The organism is Micromonospora sp. CA-269861 (assembly GCF_050948505.1).
GTDB lineage: Bacteria > Actinomycetota > Actinomycetes > Mycobacteriales > Micromonosporaceae > Micromonospora.
In genome coordinates this window covers 17,065-29,889 of the sequence record NZ_CP192014.1, presented here as the reverse complement: position 1 = coordinate 29,889, position 12,825 = coordinate 17,065, and the positions used below count along the sequence as shown (strand labels likewise).

Annotated in this window: 12 protein-coding genes; 3 read left to right on the top strand and 9 right to left on the bottom strand. The window is 72.0% G+C overall.

What is annotated here, in order from left to right:
* The first annotated feature begins 11 nt into the window (after window positions 1-11).
* Entirely contained in the window at window positions 12-653 is a 642-nt protein-coding gene (locus tag ACQP0U_RS00155; RefSeq protein WP_433314627.1) for a DsbA family oxidoreductase, read from the top strand.
* 73 nt (window positions 654-726) lie between these two features.
* On the opposite strand, the gene ACQP0U_RS00150 is transcribed toward ACQP0U_RS00155, so the two are convergent.
* From ACQP0U_RS00150 to ACQP0U_RS00125, 6 genes are all read right to left on the bottom strand, one after another.
* A complete protein-coding gene (locus tag ACQP0U_RS00150; protein ID WP_433321348.1) occupies window positions 727-1,275 on the bottom strand; it encodes a YbaK/EbsC family protein in 549 nt (182 codons plus the stop codon).
* Window positions 1,276-1,370: 95 nt separating this feature from the next.
* Window positions 1,371-1,565 carry a hypothetical protein gene (locus ACQP0U_RS00145; protein WP_124776780.1) on the bottom strand — a complete coding sequence of 65 codons (195 nt, stop codon included), beginning with the start codon at window positions 1,563-1,565 and terminating at the stop codon, window positions 1,371-1,373.
* A gap of 37 nt (window positions 1,566-1,602) precedes the next feature.
* Window positions 1,603-2,385: an SDR family oxidoreductase gene (locus ACQP0U_RS00140; protein WP_433314625.1), complete on the bottom strand. Its 783-nt coding sequence runs from the start codon at window positions 2,383-2,385 to the stop codon at window positions 1,603-1,605.
* 70 nt (window positions 2,386-2,455) lie between these two features.
* Window positions 2,456-3,109 carry a GAP family protein gene (locus tag ACQP0U_RS00135; protein WP_433314624.1) on the bottom strand — a complete coding sequence of 218 codons (654 nt, stop codon included), beginning with the start codon at window positions 3,107-3,109 and terminating at the stop codon, window positions 2,456-2,458.
* A gap of 50 nt (window positions 3,110-3,159) precedes the next feature.
* Window positions 3,160-4,548 (bottom strand): MFS transporter, encoded by a 1,389-nt coding sequence (locus tag ACQP0U_RS00130; RefSeq protein WP_433314622.1) that lies wholly within the window; start codon window positions 4,546-4,548, stop codon window positions 3,160-3,162.
* A 59-nt stretch (window positions 4,549-4,607) separates the two neighbouring features.
* Window positions 4,608-4,868 (bottom strand): hypothetical protein, encoded by a 261-nt coding sequence (locus ACQP0U_RS00125; RefSeq protein ID WP_433314620.1) that lies wholly within the window; start codon window positions 4,866-4,868, stop codon window positions 4,608-4,610.
* Window positions 4,869-5,086: 218 nt separating this feature from the next.
* On the opposite strand from ACQP0U_RS00125, the gene ACQP0U_RS00120 reads away from it, so the two are divergent.
* A complete protein-coding gene (locus ACQP0U_RS00120) occupies window positions 5,087-9,538 on the top strand; it encodes an HAD-IC family P-type ATPase (RefSeq protein ID WP_433314618.1) in 4,452 nt (1,483 codons plus the stop codon).
* 31 nt (window positions 9,539-9,569) lie between these two features.
* Here ACQP0U_RS00120 and ACQP0U_RS00115 read toward each other — a convergent pair whose 3' ends face one another.
* Window positions 9,570-9,860: a hypothetical protein gene (locus tag ACQP0U_RS00115; protein WP_433314617.1), complete on the bottom strand. Its 291-nt coding sequence runs from the start codon at window positions 9,858-9,860 to the stop codon at window positions 9,570-9,572.
* Between the two features lie 101 nt (window positions 9,861-9,961).
* Window positions 9,962-11,161: a DUF418 domain-containing protein gene (locus tag ACQP0U_RS00110; RefSeq protein WP_433314615.1), complete on the bottom strand. Its 1,200-nt coding sequence runs from the start codon at window positions 11,159-11,161 to the stop codon at window positions 9,962-9,964.
* Window positions 11,162-11,272: 111 nt separating this feature from the next.
* On the opposite strand from ACQP0U_RS00110, the gene ACQP0U_RS00105 reads away from it, so the two are divergent.
* Complete coding sequence (locus ACQP0U_RS00105) at window positions 11,273-12,031, top strand: TetR/AcrR family transcriptional regulator (RefSeq protein WP_433314613.1); 759 nt, start codon at window positions 11,273-11,275, stop codon at window positions 12,029-12,031.
* Window positions 12,032-12,087: 56 nt separating this feature from the next.
* On the opposite strand, the gene ACQP0U_RS00100 is transcribed toward ACQP0U_RS00105, so the two are convergent.
* The gene (locus tag ACQP0U_RS00100) at window positions 12,088-12,651 is read right to left on the bottom strand and encodes a DUF2199 domain-containing protein (protein WP_433314611.1); all 564 of its coding nucleotides are present in this window, start codon (window positions 12,649-12,651) and stop codon (window positions 12,088-12,090) included.
* Window positions 12,652-12,825 lie beyond the last annotated feature (174 nt).

Genomic DNA, 12,825 nt, shown 5'->3' with positions numbered 1-12,825 from the left:
TGCCACCGATCATGGAGATCGAGATCTACGCGGACGTCATCTGCCCGTGGTGCTACATCGGCAAGCGCCGCCTGGATGAGGCCCTCGCCAGCTACGAGGGCGAGGTGACGGTCCGCTACCGACCGTTCCAGCTCGACCCGTCGCCGGTGCCGCAGCCCCTTCCGCTGGTGCAGGCGCTGGCCGGCAAGTTCGGCGGCCCGGAGCGCGCCCGGCAGATGGTCGACCACGTGACCCAGGTCGCGGCGGCGGACGGGCTGCGCCTCGACTACGACCGCGCGGTGATCGCCAACACCTTCGAGGCGCACCGGCTGGTCTCCTGGGCGACCGACCAGGGTCGGGCTGCCGACATGGTGGAGGCGCTCTACCAGGCGCACTTCAACCACGGAGTCGACGTCGGATCGCGGGAGGCGCTTGCCACGGTGGCCGGCGAGATCGGCCTGGACGCGGCTGACGCGCGCCGGTTCCTCGACTCCGACGAGCGCGTCGCCGACGTCGCCGCCGACCTGGCCGCCGCCCGGGACCTCGGCATCACCAGCGTGCCCACCTTCGTGCTGGCCGGGAAGTACGCGGTCTCCGGCGCGCAGGAGGTGCAGACGTTGCTCGCCGCGCTCGCCGAGGTCGAGCAGCGCGAGGCCGCAGCCCACTCACACTGAGTCACCGACGACCGGCCCCAGGCATCGATGATCACGATGTTTCACGTGCAACAACATCGATGCCGGTGTCTGGTCAGACCGGCCTGGCCAGCCCTTCCACCACCTGCGCGCCCGGCAGAGCGCCCAACGCCGGCCCCGGCAGCGCGATCTTGCTGTGCCGTACGCCGGACCCGACGATCACGTGCGGTGTGGCGATGACCCGCGCGTCCACCAGGATCGGCCACTGGGCCGGCAGCCCGATCGGGGTGATGCCGCCGTACTCCATGCCGGTCAACTCGACAGCGTCGGCCATCGGGGCGAAGCTCGCCTTGCGGACGTCCAGCGCCCGCCGGGCCACCCCGTTCACGTCAGCCCGAGTGGTGGCCAGGATGATGCAGGCCGCGTAGCGGACCACGCCCTCACGCTTGCCCGCCACCACGACACAGTTGGCCGACACGTCCAACCCCACCTCGTACGCCGCGCAGAACGCCGCGGTGTCGGCGAGGTCGGCGTCGATCGGCGCGACCAGCACGTCGTTGACGTCCACCGGAGCGTCGGTCGGCCACTGCGCGATGGCCTCCGCAACCGGCGGGGCGAGCAGATCCAGGCGGGCGCGGGCCGGTTCAGTCTTCAGCGTTCCCATCACGGGTGCGATCCTCGCATCCGCGACGCTGAACCGCCCGGCGGCTCCCCGGCCGTCCGACGACGCCACCGGCCGCGGCCGAATCGATCCGGCGCTCAACTGCCGGCGAGGAAAGCGTTGTCGCGCATGAAGGAGCGGTCGCGGGCAGCCGCCAACTCCTCTTCGCGCTGGGCCTTGGCCCGTTGCAGCTCCAGATCCTCGAACGCGTGCCGGACACCGAGCCGGATAACGCCGTAGAGGAAGACGAAGCCGAAGACGTAGAGGATCACCGTGGTGACGACAACGAACATGGCGTCACGGTAAGACGAACGTGAACCGTTGTTGCTCTCATTTCCGGCCGGTTCCCCCGTACGTGTCAGCCAGGTGGTCGGCCCAGGTGCGCACGCCCCGGGGCAGCGCCTCGGTGACCAGGCCACCCGCACGCAACTCGCTACCGAGTCGGCCGGGAATCCGTACCGGCAGCAACGGTCGACGCGAGCCCCGGGCCGCTCGCCACGCCCGGGCGGCCTCGTCGAAGCGGAGCACCTCCGGCCCACCCAGCTCCTCGATGCCGCCCAACGGGCCGGCGACCAGTCGGGCCACCAGCCGCGCCGCCACCTCGCCGGTGTCGACGGGTTGGGCGAGCACCGCCCGGTCCCCGATCACCGGGCCCAGCCGGGCGCTGGCCGTCAGCATGTCGTCCAGGAACTGGGGGAACTGGGTGGCGCGCAGCACCGACCACGGCACCGGACCGGCCGCGATCACCTGCTCGGCGGCGAACTTGTGGCGGTAGTACGGGATCGGCACCCGGTCAACCCCGACGATCGAGATGTAGACGATGTGCCGCACACCTGCCGCACCGGCCGCCACCACCAGTCGACGCGTGCCCAACACGTCCACCTGGTAGGTCTGCCGACCCCGAGGTACGGACGCCAGGTGCAGCACGGCATCCACCCCGGCCACCGCCTCGGCCAGCCCGTCCCCGGTGGCCAGGTCGGCCACCATCCACTCCACGTCCGAGCCGTGGCGCGGCCGGCGACTGGTGGCCCGGACGCCGATCCCGTCGTCACGCAACCGGCCCAGCACCGCGCGGCCCAGATTGCCGCCCGCCCCGGTGACCAGAACCTTCATCTCGTCCTCCCCACTCGGTTGACCTGGTCTTGACGAAACGGCGCGGCACGCCGTGACGGCGCGCGGCGGCTCAGCCCGGCCGGATCAGGTCCAACACGATCAACAGCGCGAAGAACGCGATCACGATCTCGTTGACGATCCAGGCGTGCCCCTCGGCCCATTCCCGCATCCGGGTCAACACCCGCGCCGCCCTGCTTCCGAGCAGCAGCAACGCCAGCAGGGGCAGCGCGAGCAGGAGCACGGTGAGCAGCACGAACGGCACCAGGTGCCACCACGGCAGATCGTGGCGGGCCACACTCGCCCCGACGGTGGCCATGGTCAGGTCGTCGGTGGGGGTCGCCACGAAGAGCAGCGCGCCCAGCCGCAGCGCCTGCGGTGGACCGGCGTGCTCGATGCTCCCCAGCCAGCGCGGAGGCCCTGAGCGGTTCCGGCGTACCCAGATCAGCACGGCCAGGATCACCAGCAGGGCCAGCACCACCAGATCGATGGCGGGGCCGCGGTCGACCTTCCCGGCGACGGCGCTGGCGTCGGCGGCCGCTCCGCCCACCAGCCGGGTCAACAACCAGGTCACCGTCACCCCGGCGGCGACCACCAGCCCCGCGCCGGCGAGGAAGCCCAGCGACGCCGCCCGGGGCCGGTCCGACGAGGCGAGGAAGACCGCCACCACCAACTGCGTCCCGGCGACCATGACCACGGCGAGCGGCAGAATGGTCAGGAGGTTCATCGCCCGTCATCCTTCCGGCACAGCAGGTGGGACGCGGTCGAATCCACGGATCACCCCGCCGGTCGGGCACCCTCGCCCACCACGACACGGCCGGCCAGCAGCGCCCCGAGCAGCGCCAGTCCCGCGGCCACCACCAGCGTCGTCGTGTAGCTGGCCGGGCCTGGCGCACTACCCGCCGCCAACACGGCCCCGGTCAGCGCGAGCACTGTCGCCGCGAAGAGGGAGTCGCTCAGTTGCAGTGACGAGCTGTTGCGGCCCTGCTCACCCGGCCCGGACAACTCAAGGGTGAGCACCGACAGCGACGGGTAGAGCAGCCCCATCCCCAGACCCGCGACCGCCCAACCGACCACGGCGACGGTCACCGGCAACTCGGGCCGGACGGCAAGCGCCACAGTGACGGTGCCGACCGTGATGCAGCTCAACCCGGCGCGCGGCAGGCTGGCCCGCGACGCCGGCACCGGGATCCGGCCCTGCAACCAGGAGCCCGCCGACCACGCCAGCGCGCCGACAGTGAGGACCAACCCGGCCGCGGTCGGCGTGAGACCCCGTTCCCGGGAGAGCATCAGCGGGATGACCACCTCGGCGCCCACGAAGGCCGCCGACGCCAGACCACGCAGCCCAACGACGGTGGGCAACCCGCGCGCGGCCCGGAGGAACCCGGCCGGCAGCAGGCGCGGGGCACAGACCAGCAGGCCGACCACGGCGAACGCGACAAGCACCAGGGCTGTGGCACCGCGCTGCTGTCCCCCGATGTGCAGCAGTGCGGCACTCACCGCGGCCCCACACGCCCAACCGATCCGCGCCGCCGCACCCGTCGGCGGGCTCGTTGCCACACTCCGGCCCAGCGACCGCAGGCCGGGATGGATCAGCAGCACCGCCGGCACGGCCACCGCCGGCACCGCCAGGAAGACCCACCGCCAGCCCAGGTACTGCACGATCAGGCCGGCGACCGCCGGCCCGACCAGCGACGGCACGACCCACGCCGCCGCGAACGCCGCGAAGATCCGCCGGTGCAGTTCCGGCGGGTACGCGTGCCCGACGATCACGTAGAGCGCCACCGAGAGCAGCCCGGAGCCGAAGCCCTGCACGACCCGCCCGACGACCAGCGCGCTCATGACGGGGGCGGTCCCGGCGATCAGCAACCCGACCACGAACCAGGCGACGCCGTGCCACATCGGCCCACGAGGGCCCCGGGCGTCGCACCAGATGCCGGAGACCACCATGGCCAGCACACCTGTCGCGAACGGGCCTCCGAACGCGATCCCGTAAAGCGCCAGCCCGTCCAGGCTGCGCGCGACGGTCGGCATCGCCGTACCCACCGCCAACGCCTCGAACGCGAGGAGTGAGATCAACGCGACGCTGCCCACCGTCATCGCGCGCAGCCGGGGTGCGAAGAGTCCCGGTGTGGCGGGTGCGGCGGTGACGGCTGTGCTCGGCATCGACCGAGCATGCGACCTCAACCCTGATTCATGTCAACCGTCCGGTGACCCGGCTCTCGTCAGGCGTCCTGCAACGCCTCGCCGACACCGCGCACCAGTCCGGAAAAATGCTGGTCGGCCAGCAGGTGACCAGCGGTGATCACCACAGCGATCGGCCACTCGATCACCTGTAGGGCGGCGAGCACCCCGAGCCCGGCGTAGTAGACGACCTTGTCCGGGGGCGGCACCGCCACCTCACCCAGCATCGGCAGTTGAACCCGCCGGTTGTACATCTGGACGTTCTCCCGTGAACCGTTGAGATGTCGCGTCAGCGTGCTCATGCCGGCCTCCCCATGTCCGGTGATGGTGGTCGGATTCCACGGCCCACCCCGTCCATGCGCCGACGACGGCGGAAAATTCCGCCGCTCAGGGGGCATAACGGATGGCAGGTCGGGAAGCCAGGCCGCCGGACATGAGCGCGGTGGGAGGACGACATGGCCAAGGTCAGGACCAGCGGCAACAGGGAGCCGGGCCGGCGTCCGTCCAGCCGTACGCCTCGATGACGGCGGCGGGTCGCGCTGCCGGCCGCATCCTGCCGTCCTTCGGCGTGCCGCACCTGGTCGGCGAGGCGTCCCGGACGGTCAGCTCGGCCGCGACCCGGCTGGCCCGGACGGCCGGGCTGACGCGGCGTCGGGTCTGGTCCCGACCGGGCCGGCACCACATCGAGGTGCACGGTGTCTGCCAGGACGGCGGGAACCGGCTGGCCCGTCAGGTGGAGGGCGCGCTGGAGCGGATGCCCGGGGTCGCCTGGGCCCGGGTCAACGCGCCGTCCGGCCGGGTGGTGGTCGCCGTCCAGACCCCCGAGCCGACGCTGCGCGACCTGATCGCCACGATCGACCGGGTCGAGCGGACCTGCGACCACGAACCCGACCCGGAGATCCCGCCACCGCACCCACCGGAGGAAGGGCCGCGAACCCCACGCACCCTCGGTGCGCTCGCCTCGGACGCGCTGGGTCTGACCATCTCGGCGGCCACCCGGGTCCTGCCGTTCGCGCCGCTGCCCGGTGAGGTGGCCGGCCTGCTCTCCGCGGTGGACCTCCAGCCGAAGCTGCACGAGTTCATCGGCAAGCGGCTGCGCTCCGACCCGCGCGCCGACATCCTGTTTCCGCTGGCCGAGGCAGTCGTGCAGGGCTTGACCGGCCGCTGGACGGGGATCGTCCTGGACGGCGCGCAGCGGGTGGTGCAGTGGGGTGAGGCGCGGGCCCAACTCTCCGCCTGGGAGCGGGCCGAGCCGCGACTGACCGGCGACGCGGAACGCGCCACCGCCCGCTGGCCGGTGATCGACCGCCCCCGGCCGAAGCCGGACGGCCCGGTCGAGCGGTACATCAACCGCATGCTCGCCGCCGGCGCGGCCGCCGGAGCGGCGGCGGTGCCGTTCGCCGGACCGAAGAGGGCCGCCGCGCTGGGCCTGTCCGCGCTGCCCAAGGCGCCCGGCAGCGGCCGTGAGGGGTACGCGGCCCAGCTCGGCCGGATGCTGGCCCGGCGGGGAGTCATCGCGATGGACCGGAGCGTCCTGCGCGAACTGGACCGGATCGACACGCTCGTGCTCGACGCCGCGGTGCTCGGCTCGGACCGGGGCGTACTCGCCGATCTGGCGCCGGCGCCCGATGCGGACGTCGACCAGGTGGCGGAGCGGGCCTTCGCACTGTTCGACCCGGACGACCCGGCCGGTTCCCGTACGGCGGACGGCTGGCGGCTCGGACCACTGGACCGGATGCCCGCGTACGACCCGGACGGCATCCCGGACGCGGCCCGGCTGCGCGCCGCCGGCGGCCAACTCCTCGGCCTCGCCCACGGCGACCAGCTCGCCGCCCTGCTGCGGGTCGAGCCGGAACCCGCGCCCGGCGTCGACGGACTGCCCGCCGCAGCCCGACACGCCGGCCTGCGGCTCGTCGTTGCCGGCGGCGACGAGCAGCGGTACGGCTTCGCCGACTCGATACTCCCTGGCGGGGACCAGCTGGTCGAGTCGGTACGCGCGTTGCAGCGCGACGGCGCGGTGGTGATGCTGGTCTCCGCGGACCGGAAGGCGCTCGGCGCGTCCGACTGCGGTCTCGGGTTCGCCGCGCCGGAGGAGTTGCCGCCGTGGGGCGCGCACCTGCTCGTCGGTGCCGACCTGCGGGTGGTGGCGCTGGTGATCGAGGCGACCGGGGTGGCCCGGCGCACGGCCCAGCAGAACATCCGGCTGGCCATGGCCGGCACCGGTCTCGGGGCGCTCGGCGCGTTCACGGCCCCGCCACCCCAGCTGCCGCACCGGGCGCTCGTCGCGGTCAACGGCGCGGCTGGGTTGGCCTTCGCCAACGGGGTCTGGCAGGCCCGCCGGTTGCACGACCAGTCGGACACCCCGGCGCCCGTGACGACCGCGTGGCACCTCATGCCCGTCGGTACAGTGCTCGACCACCTGCGCTCCACCCCGGACGGTCTGGCCAGCGCCGAGGCGCAGCGCCGACGTCACGGCTCAGGTGCCAACGGCGGCGCCGCACCCGGAAACGGTGGGCTGCTGCGCGCCTTCGTGGACGAGTTGTCCAACCCGCTCACTCCGGTGCTGGCCGCCGGTGCGGTGCTCTCCGCGTCGTTCGGCTCACTTGTCGACGCCGCGCTGGTGGGCAGCGTGGTCGGTGGGTCCGCCCTGATCGGGGCGGTGCACGAGCGCAACACGGAGAGGTCGCTGGCGGAGCTGCTGTCGCGCTCGGCGGTGACCGCCCGGGTCCGCCGGGACGGCACCGAGCAGGTTCTCGCTGCCGAAGACCTGGTCCTCGGGGACGTCATCACCCTCGAATCGGGAGACTCGGTGCCCGCCGACTGCCGGGTGCTCGAATCGGTGGGCCTGGAGGCCGACGAGTCGTCGCTGACCGGGGAGTCGCTGCCGGTCGGCAAGTCCAACCGGCCGGTGGTCGCCGCCGCCATCGCCGACCGGCACTCGATGCTCTACGAGGGCACCACCGTCGCCGCCGGGCACGGCACCGCAGTGGTGGTGGCGACCGGCAACGACACCGAGGCCGGGCGCAGCCTGGCGTTGGTGCGGCAGGCACCCCCGACCAGTGGGGTGGAGGCTCGGCTGGGCTCGTTGACAAGCGCCGCCATCCCGTTGGCGGCCGGTTCCGCGGTGGCGGTGGCCGGCGCGGGCCTGCTTCGGGGCGTACCCCTGGCCGAAACGGCGGCGACCGCCGCGAACCTCGCCGTGGCGTCGGTGCCGGAGGGGTTGCCGTTCCTGGTCAGCGCGGCGCAGCTGGCCGCGGCCCGGCGGCTGGCCGAGCACGGCGCGTTGGTCCGCAACCCGCGCACGATCGAGGCGCTGGGCCGGGTGGACGTGCTCTGCTTCGACAAGACCGGCACCCTCACCGAGGGCCAGTTGCTGCTCGCCGGGGTCGGCGACGGCGTCGGTGACCGGTACGCCCCGGTGGATCGGCTGGACGACCGGCTCCGGTTGACGCTGGCGGCGGCGGTACGAGCGACGCCCGACGCTGCCAAACCGGAGGACCTGGCGTTGCAGACCGACCGGGCGGTCCGGCGGGGTGCCGGCGAGGCCGGGGTCGGGGAGCAGACCGGCGCCCCTGGTTGGCGGGCTGCCGGAGGGCTGCCGTTCGAGCCGTCCCGCGGCTACCACGCAAGCATCGGAGAAACCGACGGTCACCTGTTGTTGAGCGTCAAGGGTGCTCCGGAGACGGTGCTGCCGCGCTGCTCGTCCCGACGGACCGACGGTCGTCAGGAGCCGCTGGACGACGCCGGCCGCGCGGCGCTGGAGCGGATGCTCGCCGACCGGGCCGGGGCGGGTAACCGGATCCTGGCCGTGGCGGAGTGCCCGGTGGATCACCCGAAGGTGACCGACTCCGATGTCCAAGGGCTGACGTTCGTGGGTTTCCTGGCCCTCGCCGACGGCGTCCGGGAGAGCGCCGCCCCTGCGGTACGCAGGATCCGGCAGGCGGGCGTGCACACCATCATGATCACCGGCGATCATCCGGCTACCGCCGAAGCGATCGCCGCCACCATCAGCGAGCACGACGAACAGCGGGTGGTCACCGCCGCTGAGCTCGACCAGCTCGACGACGACGCGATTGCCGAGCGGTTGGCCAACACCGATGTGGTGGCCCGCTGCACCCCCGCCCACAAGGTGCGGATCATCCAGGCGTTGCAGAAGTGCGGCCGAACCGTGGCGATGACCGGCGACGGCGCCAACGACGCTCCGGCGATCCGGCTGGCCGACGTCGGCATCGCCCTCGGTCAACGGGGCACGCCTGCCGCCCGCGCCGCAGCCGACCTGGTGGTCACCGACGACCGGTTGGAGACCATCATCGCGACCCTGATCGAAGGGCGGGCGATGTGGTCGTCGGTGCGGCACGCGCTCAGCATCCTGGTCGGCGGCAACCTCGGCGAGATCGCGTTCAGTGTGCTCACCGCCGCGGCGACCGGTCGCTCCGCGCTCACCGGGCGACAACTGCTGCTGGTCAACCTGCTCACCGACCTGGCACCGGCGCTGGCCATCGCGGTCCGGCCACCCGCGTCGGACCGCGCCGACGCGTTGCTCCGGGAGGGCCCGGACGCAGCGCTCGGCGAGAGCCTCACCAGGGAGATCGGGCTGCGGGCGGCAGCCACCACGCTGGGCGCGACAGCAGGTTGGACGTTGGCCCGCTACACCGGACGCCGCCAACGCGCCGGCACCGTCGCCCTGGTCTCCCTGGTCGGCACCCAACTCGGGCAGACCGTCCTGGCCGGCGGCACGAGCCCGGCGGTGCTGGCCTCCACGGCGGCGTCACTGGGCGTGCTCGTCGTGGTGGTGCAGACGCCGGGGGTGAGCCAGTTCTTCGGCTGCACCCCGCTCGGGCCGGTCGGCTGGACCATCGGGGCCGGGTCGGCGCTGGGCGCGACCTTCGCCAACGGCGCGCTCACGAAGCTGATGGAACGTCTTCCGGAGGCCCGACCCGACACCAGCACGGCGAGTGAATCCGAGAAGTGAGCATCCGCGGGAGCGGACCCACTGTCTGTCGTCAGCCGGCCGGCGCCGTGGGAGCAGACGCTCGGCAGTTACCGCCCCGGAACTCCACACCAGGGATGTCCGCGACAATTCTTTCGATGTCCACGACGCTGGCCAGCGATCGAGCCAGATCCGCCCGCAACTCCTCGACCGCCGTGTCGAGGTCGTCCTCCTCGGTGGACCAGTCGATCTCGGCGGCACGCAGATCAGCGACCGCATGACTGGTTACGGCGGCCGCATCGGTGACCACCACGTCGACGCGGCAGTACAGGTGTAGGATGACGGCCTTCGACTGTTCGTCCATCCAGGAATCATGGCGAGCGCGGTGCCGTGTGGACAGCCGATTCCCCGGTGCTGGCGGGTCGGACGGCCCACCAGCACCGAGGCGGCGTCATGCGGCGGCGGTCAGCCCCGTGGCCCGTAGGTCAGGCGGCGCAGGACGATCTCGGCGGGGCCGGCCTGCTTGCGCTTGTCGAGCTGTCGGGCGATCAGGACGGTGACGAGCCAGACGGCCACCGCAATGAGCAGACCGGTCACCGTGGGGCTGCCGAACCGGTCGCCGAGGGCGAGTGTGAAGGGTGCCAGGAGGACGAGCCAGGCCACCGACTGGAAGAGGTATCCCGACAGGGAGCGCTGACCGAGGGCGGAGAGAGCGCCGACCACGGTGCCGGTTCGGCTGGCCCGCAGGGCGATCAGACCGAAGACGGCCACGTAGCCCGGTCCGGCGAACATGCCGCTCGCTCCGTGCAGCAGCATCATCAGGCTGGCCGCCGACTCGTCGACGTGCAGCCATCCGGCGCTGACCAGGGCTGCCGGCAGGCCTCCGGCGACAGCGACGCCGAGGCCGACGATGGCCGTCCACGTGAGCAGGGTCCGGTGCCGAGCAGGCTCTTCGAGAACCCGGTGACGAGCGGCCCACATGCCGAGCCAGGCGATCATGATGAAGGGCAGGACGGTCAGCGTGTGCACCGGCCATTCGGCGAGGCGATCCAGCATGGCCGTGACGTAGTCGGGCGCGGCGAGGGAGTCGACGTGGCCCGACGGCAGCGGTGCCGACCCGCCCGATCCTCCGAGGATGCCGGTGACCACGATGGCGCCGATGACGAACACCTCGACCGCCGACAGCGCCCAGAGCACCAGCGCGATGCGGTGGAACCTGTCGCCGCGGCGCAGCAGCACCAGGGTCATCACGATCCCGACGATCCCGTACGCGCCGAGGAAGTCGCCGTAGTACAGCAACGCGGCGTGCGCGAACCCGAAGACGACGAGCCAGAGGTTACGGCGCAGCAGCACGGAACGGACCTGCTTCGGAGTGGCTCCGGAGGCGTCCTGCCGGCGGGCGAGTTGAACGAGCCCGTAGCCGAACATCACGGCGAAGACCGGATAGCCCCGGGCATGGACGAGTTCGAAGAGCAGGAAGTTGAGGCCGCGGTCGACGCCTCCCGGCGTGGTGTCGAGGCCGGGCTCGCCGGCGAAGACGACTCCGGCGACGTTGGCCAGCGCGATGATCAGCAGCATCGCTCCCCGGGCCAGGTCCGGCGCGAGGGCACGCTCGGCGCGCAGCACCGGCCCCCTCGAAGTCCGTGGTGCGGTGTCAATGCTCATGGACGTCTCTCCCCGTGACTCAGCATTAGTTTCAGTGAGAAAGTATCACGCGTACACTAATGCTGTCTGTCATGATGTGGACGTAACTTTCCGGGGCGAACGTGGGAGCCCATGACCAGCGACGATTTCGTTCCGGCGCCGCTGCGCCGGCTGTGGGGCATGTCGGAGTCGTCGCGTCTCGGACGGCCCGCGTCCCTCGACGTCCACGTGGTCGTCGCTGCGGCGGTGGGGATCGCCGACCGCGACGGGCTCGACGGAGTGACGCTTCCCAAGGTCGCCAAGAGCCTCGGTTTCACGAGCATGTCGCTCTACCGGCACGTCGGCTCCAAGGACGAGCTGCTCACCCTCATGGCCGACGCCGCACTGGGCCCACCGCCGGACATCGCTGCCCCCGACTGGCGGGAAGGGCTGCGCAGCTGGTCCTTCGCACACCGCGAGGTGCTTCAGCGTCGACCGTGGCTGACGCGCGTGCCCGCCGCCGGACCGCCCTCCGGGCCGCACCAGATCGCCTGGATGGAGGCCGCGCTGGCCATCATGTCCGGCACCCTCCTGGACTGGGCACACAAGATCGGTGCGATGTCACTCATCAGCGGTTACGTGGTCCAGTCGGTACGGCAGTACAGCGAACTCGCTGAGGGCAGGGCCGACGGCCAGGGCCAGGCCGACGCCGAACGCGACTACGGCCGGGCTCTGGCGCGACTCGTCGACCCCGACCGCTTCCCCGAGACAGCCCGGCTCTTCTCCTCGACGCTGTTCGAGGCACCACCGTCGGACACCCCTGACGAGGCGATCGCCGACGCTGACTTCTCACTCGGGCTGGAGCTGATCCTCGACGGCATCGCCGTCCGCATCGCGCGCTCCGCCCCCTGAACCCAGCTGGGTGCTCGGCTGGCTTGAGGACGGCTACCTGCCGGTGCGGCAGAAGCTCATGGCAGCTTGTGCAGCACATCTTCATGCGGCCAGATCTCAGCGAGCACTTTGGCCAGACCGGGATCAGAACTGTGTGCGCAGTAAGGCGTCTGCTCCGGGTCACGCACCTCCAACTCGACCGGGGCAGCCTGCAGGCCCCAGACCGGGAGGGCGTTCGCCAGCCAACCCTGGAGTCGCAGGTTCTGATACTCCGGTTCCGACCACACCGCGGACGCGCGCTGGAGGTCAGCGGGGTCGAGGGCGACCCAGACCCCGAACGTGGCGCTGAAGCCACCCGTCAGCTTCACGGGAAGCAGTGCCCGCACGAAGGCGCCCACCCCGGGAACCTGCATCATCACCGAGGCGTCCGGGGTCGTATGACTCAGCCAGGCACCTCGTACCCGATGCTGCCTGCGCGTGTCGAGGACAGGATCAGGCAGCCGGAACCGCGCCTGCCGGTCCTGGACATCGGTCGGCTGCCCGCAGCAGGAACACATCTCGGCGGCCTGCCGCATCCCCTCTGCGGGTTCCGCGTCAACCGGGTCAGCGCGCTCACGGAACCGGTCAAGGAAGCTGCCCACAACGTCTCTCCCACCTCTTGTGGGCGCGCAGCCTACCAACCCGGAGGGCGCGAGATCTCCTCGTCGGGCAGTCGCCGGACCCTCCAGCCTGCCCAAATGGGGACAAGGTGGAGCGCGAACGTGTGCTGGGCGGGAGGGCACCGCGTGACGGCCTGGCTGTCCTCAAGAACGAGA

What these genes read in the sequence shown, in the direction of transcription:
- ACQP0U_RS00155 (WP_433314627.1), top strand. Translation starts at nt 12, where the DNA reads ATGGAGATCGAGATCTACGCGGACGTCATCTGCCCGTGGTGCTACATC.
- ACQP0U_RS00150 (WP_433321348.1), bottom strand. Translation starts at nt 1,275, where the DNA reads ATGGGAACGCTGAAGACTGAACCGGCCCGCGCCCGCCTGGATCTGCTC.
- ACQP0U_RS00145 (WP_124776780.1), bottom strand. Translation starts at nt 1,565, where the DNA reads ATGTTCGTTGTCGTCACCACGGTGATCCTCTACGTCTTCGGCTTCGTC.
- ACQP0U_RS00140 (WP_433314625.1), bottom strand. Translation starts at nt 2,385, where the DNA reads ATGAAGGTTCTGGTCACCGGGGCGGGCGGCAATCTGGGCCGCGCGGTG.
- ACQP0U_RS00135 (WP_433314624.1), bottom strand. Translation starts at nt 3,109, where the DNA reads ATGAACCTCCTGACCATTCTGCCGCTCGCCGTGGTCATGGTCGCCGGG.
- ACQP0U_RS00130 (WP_433314622.1), bottom strand. Translation starts at nt 4,548, where the DNA reads ATGCCGAGCACAGCCGTCACCGCCGCACCCGCCACACCGGGACTCTTC.
- ACQP0U_RS00125 (WP_433314620.1), bottom strand. Translation starts at nt 4,868, where the DNA reads ATGAGCACGCTGACGCGACATCTCAACGGTTCACGGGAGAACGTCCAG.
- ACQP0U_RS00120 (WP_433314618.1), top strand. Translation starts at nt 5,087, where the DNA reads ATGACGGCGGCGGGTCGCGCTGCCGGCCGCATCCTGCCGTCCTTCGGC.
- ACQP0U_RS00115 (WP_433314617.1), bottom strand. Translation starts at nt 9,860, where the DNA reads ATGGACGAACAGTCGAAGGCCGTCATCCTACACCTGTACTGCCGCGTC.
- ACQP0U_RS00110 (WP_433314615.1), bottom strand. Translation starts at nt 11,161, where the DNA reads ATGAGCATTGACACCGCACCACGGACTTCGAGGGGGCCGGTGCTGCGC.
- ACQP0U_RS00105 (WP_433314613.1), top strand. Translation starts at nt 11,273, where the DNA reads ATGACCAGCGACGATTTCGTTCCGGCGCCGCTGCGCCGGCTGTGGGGC.